The organism is Sphingobium sp. Ant17 (assembly GCF_000588875.1).
In the GTDB taxonomy this organism is placed as follows: domain Bacteria; phylum Pseudomonadota; class Alphaproteobacteria; order Sphingomonadales; family Sphingomonadaceae; genus Sphingobium.
Genome location: NZ_JEMV01000011.1, coordinates 1 through 16,171, shown reverse-complemented (window position 1 = coordinate 16,171; position 16,171 = coordinate 1). Strand labels below are relative to the sequence as shown.

Sequence of the window (16,171 nt, the reverse complement as noted above, 5' to 3'; positions counted from 1 at the left end):
TGATTCGGATTAAAGGAATATATATATCTTATGCCGCTTGCGCCTGTCCGATTGTCTGCTGCCCTGACTTGCTGCCTCGCGCTCAGCCTGCCGTCCGTCGCAATGGCCGATGATGCGCCTGACGGTCTCACCGTGAGCGGGGCGATCCGCGTCCGCTACGAAGCGATCGAAAGACAGGCGCGCACGGGCTTCAACGCTAGCGACGACCTGCTCAATGTCCGCACAAACATTCTCGCCGAATATAGGACGGGCGATGTGCGGTTGGGGGTCGAACTCTATGACAGTCGCGTGTTCGGTGACGATGCCGGCACGCCTGTTACGGTTGGGGAGGTGAATGCGCTGGAGCCGGTCCAGGCCTATGTGGCGGCCGACATCCTGGCACCCTTCGGCAAGGGGTCGAAACTGACCCTGACGGCAGGGCGGATGATGCTGAACCTGGGATCGCGGCGTCTCGTCGCGGCCGATGATTATCGCAACACCACCAATGGCTATACGGGCGGGCGCGCCGATCTGGTCATGCCGAAGGGGATCAAGGCGACGCTGATCTACACCCTGCCGCAGGTCCGGCTGCCGGACGATCCAAAGGATCTTCGCGACGCCAGGGTCAAGCTCGACAGGGAGAGTTTCGATCTCGTCCTATGGGGAGSCTGATGACGAAGAGCAATATCCTGGGATCGGCAACAGGCGAAATCAGCTATTATCATCTTGGCGAACGCGATGCGCCCGGGCGGCCGACGCGCGACCGATCGCTCGATACGTTCGGGGTTCGCATCATCGCAGAGCCGCGCGTTGGAAAATTCGATTATGAAATCGAAGCCCTTTTCCAGACCGGCGCCATCAGTGCGTCGCTTGCGTCTGCTGCATCGCGCCAGTCGGTCAGCGCCAACTTCATCCATGCCGATATCGGCTATAGTTTTGCAGCTGTATGGAAGCCCCGCCTCTCTGTGGAACTCGACCGCGCCAGCGGTGACCGGCGTGGCGGACGCTATGGGCGTTTCGACACACTATTCGGCATGCGCCGGGCGGATCTGGCTCCAGCGGGTCTTTACAATGCGATCGCTCGCACGAACATCATGACGCCTGGCATCAGGCTGGAGGTCACGCCCAGCAAGCGCCTCGACGCCTTTGCGGTGTATCGGGCGATGTGGCTGGCCGCCAGCGAGGACAGTTTTGCAGGGACCGGGGTGCGCGATGCATCGGGTCGGTCAGGGGATTTTGCCGGCCACCAACTGGAAGCACGGCTGCGTTACTGGCTCATCCCGGCGCGATTGCGCTTCGAATTTGACGGACTGCTGTTGGCCAAGGGCCGCTTCTTGCGCGACGCACCCAACGCGCCGGCGGGGCGCTGGACCAAATATGGTTCGTTCAATCTGACCGCCAGTTTCTGAGCTGCTCTGGCTCTAACTGATGGATGTTGCGAAGGCTGGCTGACGAGGGTCGACCCTTCTCGGGCATTCAACTATGCCACCTCCACATTCTAAAAGCGGACATTAGGTTAACGAACACGGGCTTCTGCCAGGCGTTGCATCAACCGGATTTGCGCTTGGTCCTGACCTTGGGAGCAGGTACTTCCTGAGAAGTGATACGAACGATCTCGGCAAGCCACTCACGGTCATCCCACTTTTCCGCGTCGATCAGGAGAAAGGGCTTTGCACCGGGATATGGAGGGGCTTCTTCCGCACCGGCAGCGAATGCCCGCCCTCCAATCGTGGGCTTTAAGAATAGGTGGTCGTCGCAGACCAATGCGACCATTTTCCCATCGCAATAAATGCCGAATTCGCCAAACATCGCCTTGGCTGAAACGGTACCGCCGCCTGCCATCTGCTCAACAAGGAATTCAACGGTTTTACGATCGGACGCCATAAGGCGATATTGCCAGTCCTGATGAAAAGGTCGAGGGTCAATCGACCCTTCCAAGACGTTCAGCCGCCGAATTTCGGTGCCCAAGTGCGGCCGGTCCGGTTTGATACCCTCTCAGAGAACGAGCGGCGCGAATTGAAGTTGTTTGGAACGCACTGCAGGGCCAAGCCGATGGCCGATCGACGCGGCGTTATGATGTCACTGCGCCACGATCTTCAGCGCATCCAACACTTCTGGTGTGATCGTTCCAGTCACCTTCAGATTGAAGTCACCCTGGAATTTCTCCAATGCGGTCCGGGTTTCCTTGCCGACAACGCCATCGATTACGCCCTGATAATACTGGTCAAGCTGGTTCGCCTGCTTGCCCGTCGTGCCGCGCGGAAGGCGTATCTGGAGATGCTGGAGGAGCGCCGCACGACCCGCTCCTGAGACGAGGAGTTCCATTCCGTGAAGGTTGCTTTATACGCCCGTTATTCTTCCGACAATCAGCGTGACGCCTCCATTGCCGACCAGTTGCGCATCTGTCGCCTGCATGCCGAAAAGCAGGGCTGGCAGATTGTCGAGGAATATACCGATCATGCCATTTCAGGCGCTTCGCTGTTGCGTCCTGGCATTCAGGCGCTGATCGCAGACGCCAATCGCGGACGCTTCAACTTCGTGCTGGCTGAGGCCATGGATCGCCTGTCGCGCGACCAGGAGGATATTGCCGGGCTGTTCAAGCGCATGGCCTATGGTGACGTGAAGATGGTCACCCTGTCCGAAGGCGAGATCACCCATCTGCATATCGGCCTAAAGGGTACGATGAACGCCCTGTTTCTCAAGGACCTCGCCGACAAGACGCGGCGTGGCCTGCGCGGCCGCGTTGAGCAAGGCAAATCGGGCGGTGGTAACAGCTATGGCTATGACGTCGTCAAACGGCTCGATGCCAATGGCGAACTGATCCGGGGCGACCGCTCCATTAATGACGCACAGGCAAGCGTCATCCAGCGCATCTTTCGCGACTATGTCGCTGGCAAATCAGCCAAACGGATAGCAACCGAGCTGAACAAAGAGGGTATCGAGGCACCAACCGGCGGCACCTGGGGCTTTAGCACCATCAATGGCAATCCCAAGCGTGGCACCGGCATCCTTAACAATGAGCTTTATGTCGGCAAGCTGGTCTGGAATCGGCAACGCTTCATCAAGGATCCCGATACTGGCAAACGGCAAGCCCGGCCCAACCCGGAATCAGAATGGATCATTCAGGACGTGCCCGAACTGCGCATCATCGATGATGCTCTTTGGCAGCATGCCAAGGAGCGGCAAAAATCCTGCCAGGTGGAGCCATTAAATCCCTCAGTGGGCTCCGCAAACTTCCGCGATCGCCGCCGCCAGAAATATCTCTTGTCCGGCCTGTTGCAATGCGGTTGCTGCGGCGGCGGATATTCAATGATTTCAGCGATGATGCTGGGCTGCTCGGCAGCCCGGAACAAGGGTACCTGTGACAACCGCCTGAATATCCGGCGCGACCGTCTGGAAGGGCGCGTGCTTCATGCGTTGCGCCATCATCTGATGGACCCGGCCCTGTTCGCAGAATTTTGCGACGAGTTCACCAGGGAGATGAACCGCATGAGAGGCGACGCTGGCGCTGCTATCACAGCGGCGCGGGCAGAGATTGCCAAAATTGACCGTGATCTCGACATGCTGGTGAACCTGATCTTGCGCGGCGGCGCCGCGGACAAGATCAACGCCAAGATGGTAGGGTTGGAAGCGCGCAAGAAAGAACTGGAGCGCGACCTCGCCCAGGCCCAGGAGCCCCCTCCCCTGCTCCATCCCAATATGGCGCACCATTATCGGGCTCAGCTTGATAATCTCTATCAGGCCCTGGAGCATGACGACGAGAACAAGCGCTTCGAGGCGGCTGAGGTCATTCGTTCGCTCATCGAGGCGATCATATTGGTGCCTGAAGGCGGCGACCTGAAGATCGATGTGCGCGGCGATCTGGCGGGCATCCTCGCGATTGCTGCAGAACGCAAAAAACCCGCCTCTAGGGCGGGTTCTTCGAAGGTTGCGACCCCCTGTGGGGTATCGCAATTTCAGATGGTTGCGGGAGGGCGATACAACCGAAGCCGACATCCAATATCCTCACGTATATGATCGAAGTTCCATATTTTCAATATTATTCAAAGTTTTACATCACTGTGTGTTGAGTTGCACTGAGAAGTGATGGAGTGGATGCCCCCTCCCGACGGCATCAAATGTGCCATTGTGATGTTTCCGAACGTCACAGTAGAGGAGAAGGCATCTATGGACGAAGTTAGCATTGTCGGCCCGGACTTGGCAAAGCGGGTTTTCCAGGCTCATGGAACGTCCTCCAGCGGGGACGCGATATTCCGCAGGAAGCTCAGCCGATCACAGGTGCTGCCATTTCTGGCTCTCGCATTGCCTCACGAAGTTGCGGTGCTTGCGCATATAGGTGGTCGAGGAACAGCGTATGTTCGGCATCGATCTGATCGGGAGCCTGGCCCATGTACCACGCGCAGCGCCGCCGCGATGGGGCCTTCCAGGCTGACCGCTGCCTCTGCGGTTCTAGTGCCTGTGCATCGTCGCGGGTGCGCCGCTTGGCTGCCCATCGTGCAACGGTGTTCCGGCTCCCCTTGTAGCCGAGTTCTTTCAGTTCCCGCCAAAGCTGTTGTCCGACCTGGTGTCCCGAACGCCACCGGGCTTCGAGCCATTCTTCGAAAGGGCCCAGAAGATGGGACTGTATATGGGGACGCACATGCTCGGGTTCGCCGCCGCCGGCTATCCAGCGCTGGACCGTGCGCTGAGTTACGCCGACCAGTTCGGCGATGCTCGACGTGGGATGTCCCAGCTTGTCGAGCTGGCAAATTTCCTCCCAGCGTTCGCGTCGACCGGCCTTCCGATCGGTCCGTAATTTGGCGAGACCGGGGGATGTCGGTGCAGGGTTGGCTTGCGCCCCCTGCGCGGATGCCATGATTTTCGCCGCCGCGGACACCGCGCTGCGGTGGCGACCAACTGCCTGGCGCAGTGCCTCACCCAGGCCACTGAGTAGATGCCAGCGATCGGCCACTTGGATGGCTCCTGGCGCCCCGCGCCTTGCTCCTTGGGCGTAAACTCCAGCGCGATCACGCGCGACAACCTTGATCCCTGGCCAGCGCTTCAGCCAGTCGGCCACGCTATCCGCGTTGCGATCGGGCAGCAGATCAAGAACGCGATTTCGCTCCAGGTCGCAGATGATCGTTCCGTAGCGCTGTCCGCGCCGCCACGCCCAATCGTCGATGCCCACGATCGTAGGGGCAACGAAACCCGGCACAGGCGCCGACCGGATCATCCGCAGCAATGTATCGCCGCTCACCGGCATCGCCAACCTATGGGCGAGGCGGGAGCCCGGCTCACCGCCCGCTACAAGAGCCATAGCGCGCTGGCTCTCTGCAAGCCGATCGGAGCGTTGCGCCCTCGAAGCGGCGACCCCGGGCAATCGCTCCGTGAATATCTGCACCCTGCAATCAGGCGTCCTGCAGCGAAAGCGCCGCGCCGTGAGGCGCATCGCCACAATCCGTCCATGCCAGGGCAAATCCGAGAGATGGCGCTGGTAATGGCTATGCACGCTGCTCGAGTGCCGTCCGCAACCGGGGCACGAGGAGGAACGCTGAACTGGCCTCACATCCAAATGGAGCCTCCCGTCCGCTGTTTCGTCGCGACTGACAATCGTCAAACCTGCAGGAACGGGAGAAACCGAAGACGTCTGGACCACGAGCAAATACCATCGCTGACCGTAATCCCGACTCTATGCACTCACCCGATTCGCGTGTGAATCCCTCAACTTGCACCAAAGATGCGGAAGAACCCCTGATTGACGGAAACTTCTCATCCAGATCGCCGCGCCATAGCCGGTTGTCGAAATGCCGGAACAGCCCTTCGCTGGCGAGGACATTCGCAAACTCTGGGCCTATGCCCTTGAGCATTGCGAGCATCGCCTGTGGCGAAGTCTCGGCCATGTCGTCACGCTCGGCCTCAACGCATTTGATCTGTTCGCAGAGCAACTCGAGACGGTCGAGCTCACGATTGAGCTGCGCCTTGAGATGCAAGGGCAAGGGTTTGCCGTCGACCGTCCGCAGTTCTTCCAGGCGTTCACGCCGATCCCGTCGGTTCGGCTCATAACCCCGAATGCCGACACTGAAGAGCAGGCCTTTGATCCGGTTCGTGTGAAGCGTGCGTTCCTTGACCAGCGTCTTGCGTTCTCGTCCGATCCGCCGACGGTCCTCTTCCTCGACTGTTGGCACACGAACCATCGAGCACACCCTCGGCTCACCGCGCATCCAGGCCATCAGGGTACGAACCAGCGTCTCGCCGTCGATCCTGTCGGTCTTTGCCCGCCGGTGCCGGCGCGAGACCGCAATCGAAGCGGCGTCGACTACATGGCTGGTGACCCAATCCTCCGACGCCAGGGCGCGATGAATCCAAAAGCCATCGAGCCCCGCTTCCTGAATAGCGATCACCGGGTAGCGCTGGCCCTCGCGGGCTTCTGCCTTGTCGCGCAAGGCATCCAAACATGCGAGCAGCGCTGGCATATCGCCGCCTGGCACGGAGTGACGGGACATCTTCTCGGTGCTCGGCGACAGCGAGGTCACCAGCCAGGTCGATTTCGACAGTTCCAGCGAAACGAAAATTGCGCCAAGATCAACTCGGATGGCGGCAAGCTGCGAGATGGGGTCTGCTGACATGGCAAATCCTTTCAGAGTGGTTGGTAGCAAACCGACTCTGAGCTCCCTCAGACCGCTATCCAACTCTCATCATGGGATCTTTTTGAAGGCCTCCATCGCATATTCGTTCTGGGCATGGTGACGTGGGCGTACCGTCAATTTGACATAGCCCAGCTTTTTCAACTCTCGCCCTACGGTCGTTTCCGTCAGAGAMACCCCAAATTCGTCATGAAGCCACCGCGCCAGGTCGATCAGCCGCCAACGCACAACTCCATGGATCGCTGGTATCGGTCCACTTTCAACGACCTCCGCGAGCGCTTGGCGCTGGGTATCATTCAGCAAGGGCGGCTTGCCTGGGGCCTTGCCGTCAAGGAGACCCGCTGGACCTCGGGCGTTGAACCGCACCACCCAATCCCGCACGATCTGCAGGGTCACTCCGCCGATGCGCGCGGCATCGCTGCGGTTCGCGCCATCATAGATTTCCGCCAAAGCTAGCAGTCGGCGTCCCTGGTTCGCGCTCTTTGTCGTCCGCGCCAGTCGCCTCAAGCCCGCTGCATCAAAGTCGTCTCGCAATCCAATCGCTGCACCCATGACAATGCCCTCCAACCCGAAGACATAGATTCATAGTTTCGCCGCTTTGGGAATCCCCCACGTGAGTCAGCATCACGGACGGATGGTATTAGGCGCGGGCACCACATCCTTGCTCGTCATGGCGACGGCAGGCGGCCCCTTCTGGATCGCGGCGGCAAGCTCGCTGACGGGGGCGCAATCGGCCTTGCACAGCCCTTGCGCCTGCGCCAGCACCTCCTTGGCCCTCGCCACCGCGCCCTTTTCGACCATCGCCTCGCCCTGTCCCGCCAGCGCGACGACATCGGTGGGATCAAGCAGCAAGGCTTCGCGATACAAACGGATCGCCTTGCCCTGCAAACCCTGCGCCCGCGCGACGGCGGCGAGTTCGACATAGGCGGCGCGGTTGCGCGGGTCGATCGCCAGCGCGCTTTCCAGCGCGTCGGTTGCGCCCTGCAAATTGCCCGCCTTGCGCGCCGTCTCGCCCGCCTTCTGCCATTCGACCGAGGCCGGGCTGATCTGGCTATCGGGCCGCTGGCTCAGGCCCATGCTCGACACCGTGGTCAGGACAAGAGCGAGGGCGATCGAGGCGGGGGTAAAACGCATAACTATCTCCAGCCATGTTTCAGGCGCTGATTCAGGCACAGATTTTGGCCAAGTCTCGCGATTTTGCGGGCGCTTGTCCATGGGCTGATTTACGCGACCGTCCGCCGCAGCCGGGCAAAGAAAAAGCCGTCGGTGCCGTCATACCCCGGCGTCAGCAACCAGCCCGCGCCATGTGCCCGGCCGAGCGGCAGATCGATCGCTTCCGGCGTCCACCCGGCATGTCGGCGCAGGAACGCGTCCACCTGGGCTTTCCCCTCTTGGTCGGTCAATGCGCAAGTGGCATAGATAAGCGCCCCGCCCGGTGCCAGCAAGGGCGCGGCGAAATCGAGGATGCGAGCCTGTTCCGCGACCAGCCGATCGAGCCGCGCGGGCGTCAGCCGCCAGCGCGCTTCGGGATTGCGCCGCCAGGTGCCCGTCCCCGAACAGGGCGCATCGACCAACACGACATCGACCTGTCCGTTCAGGCTTTCCAGCCCATGCGCCTCATGGCTCTGATCCAGCAGCAATGTCTCGATGAAGGTCGCCCCGGCCCGCTGCGCGCGCGGCCCCAACCGTGCCAGCCGCGACCGGATGGTATCCGCCGCGATCAATGTCCCCTGCCCCGCCATGGCTGCAGCCAGCGCCAGCGTCTTGCCGCCCGCCCCGGCGCATAGGTCCACCACGGTCATGTCGGGCTGCGCGCCGCACGCCAGCGCGATTGCCTGGCTGCCCGCATCCTGCACTTCGACCAGGCCGTCCTTCCACGCCGCGTCCTTTTCGACCGGATAACCTTCGGGCAGGCGCAGCGCATCGGGCAGCGCCGCAATCGCCGCGGCGTCGGGGAATAAGGGCGCGACCGCCTCCGGCGTGGCCTTCAACCGATTGACCCGCAGGTCGACCGGCGCGCGGCCCAGCAGCGCCTCCTGCTCGACCGGCGCAGCGATCAGTGGCACCAGCCAGCCCGGCACGCTGCCCGCCGCAGCGCCGACCTCGCCCGGCTCGATCGGCAGCGGCGCATGGGTCGATCCGTCGAACAGGGYGGCCAGCTCCGGCTGCTCGTCCGCCAGCCCGATCATCGCCTCCCGGCCCGTCTCCGGCCGCTCGCCCGCGCGGCGGATCGCGTCATAGACATGGTCGCGCACCGCCCGCCGATCGCGCGACCCGGCATAGCGCCGCTCCTTGAAATAGCGCGCGATCAACGTATCCGCCGCCGGCCCACCATCGCGCGCCGACGCAATGATGGCGTCGAGCAAATCGATCGCGGCCTGGATACGAGCAGAGGGGGTCATCAATACCTTCTCCCCTCCTTTTAGGGAGGGCCGGGGGTGGGTGGCGAGTGCAACGAGCCTGACGCCCCGCCGATCGGGCAGAAGCGCCGCTGCGCGGCGCACCCACCCCTAACCCCTCCCTTAAARGGAGGGGGATTAAAACGCTTACCGCGTCGGATAATTGGGCGCTTCCCGCGTGATCGTCACGTCATGGACATGGCTTTCCGACAGCCCGGCATTGGTAATCTGCACGAAGCGCGCGCGCGCCTGCAAATCCTTGATCGTCGCGCTGCCGGTATAGCCCATCGCGGCCTTCACGCCGCCGACCAGCTGGTGGATGACATCCTTGGCCGGACCCTTGAACGGCACCTGGCCTTCAATCCCTTCGGGCACCAGCTTCATCTGGTCCTTGATATCCGCCTGGAAATAGCGATCGGCCGACCCGCGCGCCATCGCGCCGACGCTGCCCATGCCGCGATAGCTTTTATAAGCGCGGCCCTGATAGAGGAAGGTTTCGCCCGGCGCTTCGGCGGTGCCCGCCAGCAGCGACCCCACCATGACGCAACCCGCGCCCGCCGCCAATGCCTTGGCGAGGTCGCCGCTGGTGCGCAGCCCACCATCGGCGATCACCGGCACGCCCTGCTTGGCGGCTTCCTCGGCGGAATCCATGACCGCGGTCAATTGCGGCACGCCCACGCCCGCGACGACGCGCGTGGTGCAGATCGACCCCGGCCCGATGCCGACCTTCACGCAATCCGCGCCCGCGCCGATCAGCGCCTTGGTCGCTTCGGCGGTGGCGACATTGCCCGCAACCACCTGCACATTGTTGGACAGGCGCTTGACCGCTTCGACCGCCGCCGACACTTGGCGGCTGTGGCCATGGGCCGTGTCGATGACGATCAGGTCGCATTCCGCGTCTATCAGCGCGCGGCTGCGCTCCAGCCCCTTTTCACCCACCGTGGTCGCCGCCGCGACGCGCAGGCGGCCGGTGCCGTCCTTGGTCGACTGCGGATAGGTGACCGCCTTTTCGATATCCTTGACCGTGATCAGGCCGACGCAATGATAGGCCTCGTCCACCACCAGCAATTTCTCGATCCGGCGTTGGTGCAACAGGCGCTGCGCCTCTTCCTGCCCCACGCCGACCTTGACCGTCGCCAGATTATCCTTGGTCATCAATTCGCTGACCGGCTGGGCGGGATTCTCGGCAAAGCGCGTGTCGCGGTGCGTCAATATGCCGACCAGCTTGCCGCTCGCCTCCACCACGGGAATGCCGCTGATCCGGTGCCGCTTCATCAGCATTTGCGCGTCCGCCAGCGTGGCGCTGGGCAGGATGGTGATGGGGTTGACGACCATGCCGCTCTCGAACCGCTTGACCGCGCGCACCGCGTCCGCCTGCTCCTCGACCGACAAGTTGCGGTGCAGCACGCCGATGCCGCCCAGCTGCGCCATGACGATCGCCATGTCCGCTTCCGTCACCGTATCCATCGCCGACGACAGGATCGGGATGTTCAGCTTGATCGCCTTGGTGACGAACGTGCTGGTGTCCGCCTGGCTTGGCAGCACATCGGATTCGCCGGGCTGCAACAGCACGTCGTCGAAGGTGAGGCCGAGGCGGATTTCCATGGAACAAGCCACTTTCTGCTGCGGGACGGGCTATCGTCCCAGGGGGATTTGTGGCGGCCCATGTAACCACTCCGCCCCGATACGGCCAGTCCCTTTGCGGGATTTATTGCGGGGTGGTGGGGTGAAGGGTGGTGGGGGTTTACGGATGAAGGGGAGGGGTGAATTGGAGACAGTCTGCCTTGGTGGAATTTCCAAGGATTGCGGACGATCCATTTGAAATTCTAGGTTGTTGGCATAGTAAAGCTAACCGTGGCTAACATCGGTGGAATAGGTAAAGGCGATGGACATTCGCAGTTTTCGGGCGGAATTGTCGCAAGCGTTTCAATCTGAAGGCTTTGTCGAAGAGCGCCTGTTCAAAGGTGCTAATAAAGTTTGGATACAACGATCATCTGGCGAGATCGTGTCCTATTTCGCCCCCGACGCGCAACGCAGAACTTGGGGGTTTCGACTTTTAGGCGTCGTGGGCATCGATATTCCCGCTCTTCGGCAGTGGTTGAACCAACACAAGCCGGGATCGAAGAGTGGTATTTTTCAGGGCGGCTTCGTTGGCTACTACACAGCGAACGACGATGTATTGGGCGATTTTCAAGTCGAACATGGCCTACCGGTTCCAGCTGACCTATGGGTCGGGCTCATCAAAGACCGGCTTGACCGCATACCGCAATCTTTAACCGGGCTACTCGAAACCTATCGAAAAAATAGGGAGGAACTGGGATGGCTGGCGCACCCACATGAGAAGGCAGCTTGGGATTTTCTCGTAAAGTGGCACGAAAGTCGCGATCCTGCTCTGCATGTGCCGTATCGATTACCAAACGGCCAAATCGTTTAACGGCGGCAATCGGGAACCCGTATTACTGGCCTAAGCGGCAAAAAATGGTCGTCCATTACCATTCCTCCTTCGTCATGCCGGGCTTGACCCGGCATCCCGCTTATCTTCGCGCAAAAAGCGGGAGGCCTGGATCAAGTCCGGGGTGACGATTTAGGCGACGTCCCCTTTCGTCATCCTCCCCTGGCAGGGGAGGTGGCAGGGCGTAGCGCTGACGGAGGGGTGTCACGCTCTCAATAGGGTGACGTCCTTACACCGCGTTAGATGCCCTTTGCCGCAAGTATCGCGAAACACCGCTACAAACCCGCAGCCCCGCGCGTCAGCAACGCCAGTTCGCCAAACAACACTTCATCCACCACCTTGAAGTTGAAGCAGGTCTTCCCCTGCCGCCGCTTAGCCAACGCTGGCGACACACTCTCCGACAAGGCCGCATCCGTATAAAGCGGCATCAGATGATAGGCGACATAGCTTCTCTTGATCGTCACCGTGCCGAACCAGCCCGGCTGTCCGGTCTTGGGATCAACGGTAGCGGTGCGCACGACCAGATCGCCCGCCTCATCCTTGCCCACTACCTGCCCCGGCGCATTGTCCAGCATGACGGCGCGCAACCGCGCATGGATGTCATCGAACGCCGCCATGATGCGCCTCCCCCATCGACACGAAAAAGGGCGCCACCTCGCGGCAGCGCCCTCCTTTCAAACCTTCACCACTTACGCGCCGGCAGGAGACGGATCGCCGAACGGTCCCTTGCGCTTGCGCGTCTTGGGGATGGACGATCCGGCCGCCGGAATGACCGAAGGCTTGATCGTCGTGCCGTCGTCGCGGGTGATCTCGCCCTTTTCGAGCAGCGCCTTGATCTCGTCACCGCTCAGCGTCTCATATTCCAGCAGCGCATTAGCCAGCAGATGCAGTTGCGCCTCATGGCCGGTCAGCAATTCCTGCGCGCGATGATAGCCCTGCTCCACCAACCCACGGATTTCCGCGTCGATCAGCTTGGCGGTCTCGTCCGACATATGGACGCGCTGGCTCTGCGAATAGCCAAGGAAGGTCTCGCCCTGCTGCTCTTCATATTGCAGCGGCCCCAGCTTGTCGGACATGCCCCATTGGGTAACCATGTCGCGCGCCAGCTTGGTGGCATATTGGATGTCACCCGACGCGCCGCTCGACACCTTGTCATAGCCGAAGATGATTTCCTCGGCGACGCGGCCACCCATGGCGACGGCCATGTTCGCGTGCATCTTGTCGCGATGATAGCTGTAGCTGTCGCGTTCGGGCAAACGCATCACCATGCCCAGCGCGCGGCCGCGCGGGATGATCGTCGCCTTGTGGATCGGGTCCGACGCTGGTTCATGCACGGCGATGATCGCATGGCCGGCCTCATGATAGGCGGTCATCTTCTTCTCTTCGTCGGTCATGACCATGGAGCGGCGTTCCGCCCCCATCATCACCTTGTCCTTGGCCGATTCGAACTCGGACATGGCGACCAGCCGCTTGCCCCGCCGCGCCGCCATCAGCGCCGCTTCGTTGACCAGATTGGCGAGGTCCGCGCCGGAGAAGCCGGGCGTGCCGCGCGCAATGGTGCGCGGTTCGACGTCCGGCGCCAACGGCACCTTCTTCATATGCACGGCCAGGATCTTCTCGCGACCCTCGATATCGGGACGGGGCACCACGACCTGACGGTCGAAGCGGCCCGGCCGCAGCAGCGCGGGGTCCAGCACGTCAGGGCGGTTGGTCGCCGCGACGATGATGATGCCTTCATTGGCTTCAAAACCGTCCATCTCGACCAGCAACTGGTTCAGCGTCTGCTCGCGTTCGTCATTGCCATTGCCCAGGCCCGCGCCACGATGACGACCGACCGCGTCGATTTCATCGATGAAGACGATGCAAGGGGCATTCTTCTTGGCCTGTTCGAACATGTCGCGCACGCGGCTTGCGCCGACGCCGACGAACATTTCGACAAAGTCGGAGCCGGAGATGGTGAAGAAAGGCACGCCCGCCTCGCCCGCGATCGCGCGGGCCAGCAGCGTCTTGCCAGTGCCGGGCGAACCGACCAGCAAAGCGCCCTTGGGGATCTTGCCGCCCAGACGCGCAAACTTGGTCGGGTCTTTGAGGAACTCGACGATTTCCTCCAGTTCCTCGCGCGCTTCATCGATGCCCGCGACGTCCTGGAACGTGACCTTGCCATGCTTCTCGGTCAGCAGCTTGGCCTTGGACTTGCCAAAACCCATCGCGCCGCCCGCGCCGCCGCCCTTCTGCATCTGGCGCAGCACGAAGAAAGCGATGCCCAGGATCAGCAGGAACGGCAGGGATTGATAGACGAGGATCATCCAGAAGCTCGGCTGCGCTTCGGCCTGGCCTGAATATTTGACATTATTCTGGTCGAGCAAGCCGGTCAGCGCCGGATCGGCCACCGGCAGCGTCGCGAACCGGTCGCCATTGGCCAGGGTTCCGGTGATCTTGTCCGGCGCGATGGCGACGTCCTTGACCTGGCCTTCCTGCACCTTGGCGCGGAATTCCGAATAGGCGATCTCGCTGCCACCGGCCCCTGTCGGCCGTTCGAACATCGACACGAACAACAGCAGGGCGACGATCACACCCGCCCATATCATGGCGCTCTTGATCCAGGGATTGGTCTGCGGGTCTTTCTCGTCGTTCATCTGCACTCTCTTTCACCCGCCAAGATAGGGCGCGTACGCAAAAGCGCAAGCGCGCCCGGCCAGGTCAAATGCCGATCAGATAAGGGGCCGCCCCACAGGCTAAAATGCGCGGCGGGGCGGGGCGGGATGCAAGGTCCAGACAGCCCCCCCGCTCAACAGCCAGTCGCCCAAACTCGCCCGCCTCCCTGCCTGCGCCGCGCCGATCGCCCGGTCGATCGTATCGCCGCGTTGCGTGTCAGAACCCGCCCGCTCCAGCATCACCAGCAGCAACCGTCGCAGATATTCGCGCGGCAGGTCGGTGCGATCGAGCGCCCAGCCGTCGCCCTGCGCCCGGACATGCCGTTCCGCCAGCGTGCGCACGCTCCAGTCGAGCGCCACCTCCGCCTCGGCCAACGCCGCCGCGCTGCGCGCCGCCGCCTGCGGATCGAGCCAGTCCGCCCCTGCCAGCGCCGCCCGCATGGCCGCGCGGTCGAACCGCAAATCGCTATTGGACGGATCATCGACATGCGGCAGCGCCTGCGCCCGCGCATAGGCCAGCAAATCCGCCTTGCGCACGCCCAGCAGCGGCCGGATCACCCGCCCTGATCGCGCCCGCACCCCGGCGAGTCCCGCAACCCCCGATCCCCGGTTGAGCCGCATCAGCATCGTTTCCAATTGATCGTCGGCATGGTGCGCGGTCATGATCCAATCGATCCCCTGCGCCACCCGCCACGTCTCGATCGCGGCATAGCGCTGCGCCCGTGCCCAACCCTGCACATTGCCGCTGACCGGCGCATCGGGTGTTACGATGGCGTGAGGGATCGCCTGTGTCGCGCACCAGTCCGCGACCATCGCCGCCTCATCGGCGGACGCCGCGCGCAGCCCATGGTCCATCGTTACCGCCGCGACCTGGCCTGCAAAGGCGCGCGCCGCCAGCGCCAATAAAGCCATGCTGTCCGGCCCGCCCGACACGGCGACGCCGAAACGCACCCCTTGCGTCTCTCCGATGATCGCCTGCGTCGCGGCGATCAACCCAGCCTCGTTCAGCTGCACTTCGCTTTGGTGCGGCCCTGCGCCATCATGCCGCGCAGGCTGGACGACAGCCCCTCGCCATAGACCTGCTCCAACTCCGCATAGACTTTGCAGGCATCGGCCGGCTTTTTCAGCTGGATCAGCGCTTCGCCGAGATAAGCGAGGCTGTCGGCCGCACGGTCGCCGCGCGGGCGCTTCTGGTAATTTTCGTAGAAGGCGACGGAGGCGAGCGCGGGCTTGCCATCGTCCAGATAAGCGCGGCCGAGCAGGTTGGCGGCGCGGCTGGCCACCGACGCGGTGCCATATTTGTCCACCGTCGCCTTCAACTGGCCCTGCGCTTCGGGGTAGAATTTGGCGTCCCAAAGGCGAAAACCGTAAGTGTAGGCATCCATCGCCGTGTCGCCTGTGTCAGGCCGCTCGACCGCTGCCACCGCCATCTTGCGTTCCTCGCTCGCTGGCGCAGGCGCGGTCGGTCGAGGCGCGGCAGGCCTTTCTGCTACAGGGGCCGGATCCTCGGCTACCGGCGCGCCAACGGGCGGACGGACAGCCACCGGCGCTTCGACCGGTGCCATGCGCGCGTCATTATCTGCCTTATATCGGGTAAAGGCCTCTTCCAACTGCTTGAGCTTGAAGCTGTTTTCCTCGACCTGCCCCGTGATGGAAGCCAGTTGCGATTCCAGCGCCCCCACGCGCGCAGTCAGGTCAGCGATCGGCGTCGAAGACGGTGATCCCGGCGCGATGCTGGGCGTCGTCGGCCGGGTGATCTGCGCCTCGATCGGGGTTCCAGCGGGAAACACCTTGCGCTGCACCGCGCGCATTTCCTTTTCCAGCCGGTCGACCCGGCCTTCCACCGTCTGCGCCAATGCGGGCGGTGCGACCGCCAGCAGCAACGGCGCGCTCCACGCCATGGCAGATGTCGCGAATAGGACGTGACGCATGATGTTCCCCGACTGACTCTTTGACTTTAACCATAAGCCGTTATTTCGCGCGGTAAAGCGCGACGTGCGTGGCTATTGGGGCGTCGCCACGCCGCTGCCTGCCGGTGCCGTCGCGCCGGGGGCCGCGACCGGG

At 62.5% G+C, this 16,171-nt stretch carries 14 protein-coding genes and 2 pseudogenes; 4 read left to right on the top strand and 12 right to left on the bottom strand.

Going from position 1 to position 16,171, the window contains the following annotated elements:
- Window positions 1-30: 30 nt before the first annotated feature.
- Window positions 31-651 (top strand): alginate export family protein, encoded by a 621-nt coding sequence (locus tag BF95_RS28850; protein WP_235209614.1) that lies wholly within the window; start codon window positions 31-33, stop codon window positions 649-651.
- On the top strand, window positions 651-1,388 hold the full coding sequence (locus BF95_RS28845) for an alginate export family protein (protein ID WP_235209613.1): 738 nt from the start codon (window positions 651-653) through the stop codon (window positions 1,386-1,388). Before BF95_RS28850 ends, BF95_RS28845 begins: the two co-directional genes overlap by 1 nt.
- Window positions 1,389-1,527: 139 nt before the next feature.
- On the opposite strand, the gene BF95_RS06950 is transcribed toward BF95_RS28845, so the two are convergent.
- Window positions 1,528-1,947 (bottom strand): TfoX/Sxy family protein, encoded by a 420-nt coding sequence (locus tag BF95_RS06950; RefSeq protein ID WP_235209612.1) that lies wholly within the window; start codon window positions 1,945-1,947, stop codon window positions 1,528-1,530.
- A gap of 111 nt (window positions 1,948-2,058) precedes the next feature.
- Window positions 2,059-2,304 carry a peptidoglycan-binding protein gene (locus BF95_RS06945; protein WP_043150355.1) on the bottom strand — a complete coding sequence of 82 codons (246 nt, stop codon included), beginning with the start codon at window positions 2,302-2,304 and terminating at the stop codon, window positions 2,059-2,061.
- Window positions 2,305-2,307: 3 nt separating this feature from the next.
- On the opposite strand from BF95_RS06945, the gene BF95_RS06940 reads away from it, so the two are divergent.
- Complete coding sequence (locus tag BF95_RS06940; protein WP_051519884.1) at window positions 2,308-3,996, top strand: recombinase family protein; 1,689 nt, start codon at window positions 2,308-2,310, stop codon at window positions 3,994-3,996.
- A gap of 250 nt (window positions 3,997-4,246) precedes the next feature.
- On the opposite strand, the pseudogene BF95_RS06935 reads toward BF95_RS06940, so the two are convergent.
- The 6 genes and pseudogenes from BF95_RS06935 to guaB all read right to left on the bottom strand — a co-directional run.
- Window positions 4,247-5,614 (bottom strand): annotated as a pseudogene (locus BF95_RS06935) (ISL3 family transposase); the annotation flags it as partial.
- A gap of 136 nt (window positions 5,615-5,750) precedes the next feature.
- Window positions 5,751-6,584 (bottom strand): annotated as a pseudogene (locus tag BF95_RS28835) (IS110 family transposase); the annotation flags it as partial.
- A 69-nt stretch (window positions 6,585-6,653) separates the two neighbouring features.
- Window positions 6,654-7,154, bottom strand: coding sequence for a helix-turn-helix domain-containing protein (locus BF95_RS06925; RefSeq protein WP_051519883.1), 501 nt, complete (start codon window positions 7,152-7,154; stop codon window positions 6,654-6,656).
- A 72-nt stretch (window positions 7,155-7,226) separates the two neighbouring features.
- Window positions 7,227-7,736, bottom strand: coding sequence for a tetratricopeptide repeat protein (locus BF95_RS06920; protein ID WP_043150353.1), 510 nt, complete (start codon window positions 7,734-7,736; stop codon window positions 7,227-7,229).
- Window positions 7,737-7,825: 89 nt separating this feature from the next.
- Window positions 7,826-9,004, bottom strand: coding sequence for an RsmB/NOP family class I SAM-dependent RNA methyltransferase (locus BF95_RS06915; RefSeq protein WP_043150351.1), 1,179 nt, complete (start codon window positions 9,002-9,004; stop codon window positions 7,826-7,828).
- 144 nt (window positions 9,005-9,148) lie between these two features.
- Window positions 9,149-10,606, bottom strand: coding sequence for an IMP dehydrogenase (gene guaB / locus BF95_RS06910; RefSeq protein WP_043150349.1), 1,458 nt, complete (start codon window positions 10,604-10,606; stop codon window positions 9,149-9,151).
- 280 nt (window positions 10,607-10,886) lie between these two features.
- On the opposite strand from guaB, the gene BF95_RS27245 reads away from it, so the two are divergent.
- Window positions 10,887-11,435 carry a hypothetical protein gene (locus BF95_RS27245; protein WP_152542595.1) on the top strand — a complete coding sequence of 183 codons (549 nt, stop codon included), beginning with the start codon at window positions 10,887-10,889 and terminating at the stop codon, window positions 11,433-11,435.
- A gap of 293 nt (window positions 11,436-11,728) precedes the next feature.
- Here BF95_RS27245 and BF95_RS06905 read toward each other — a convergent pair whose 3' ends face one another.
- The 4 genes from BF95_RS06905 to BF95_RS06890 form a co-directional block, all read right to left on the bottom strand.
- Window positions 11,729-12,070: a hypothetical protein gene (locus BF95_RS06905; protein ID WP_043150347.1), complete on the bottom strand. Its 342-nt coding sequence runs from the start codon at window positions 12,068-12,070 to the stop codon at window positions 11,729-11,731.
- A 72-nt stretch (window positions 12,071-12,142) separates the two neighbouring features.
- A complete protein-coding gene (gene ftsH, locus BF95_RS06900) occupies window positions 12,143-14,089 on the bottom strand; it encodes an ATP-dependent zinc metalloprotease FtsH (protein ID WP_043150345.1) in 1,947 nt (648 codons plus the stop codon).
- A gap of 99 nt (window positions 14,090-14,188) precedes the next feature.
- Entirely contained in the window at window positions 14,189-15,121 is a 933-nt protein-coding gene (tilS, locus tag BF95_RS06895; RefSeq protein ID WP_043150343.1) for a tRNA lysidine(34) synthetase TilS, read from the bottom strand.
- Window positions 15,112-16,038 carry a hypothetical protein gene (locus BF95_RS06890; RefSeq protein WP_043150341.1) on the bottom strand — a complete coding sequence of 309 codons (927 nt, stop codon included), beginning with the start codon at window positions 16,036-16,038 and terminating at the stop codon, window positions 15,112-15,114. Before BF95_RS06890 ends, tilS begins: the two co-directional genes overlap by 10 nt.
- Window positions 16,039-16,171 lie beyond the last annotated feature (133 nt).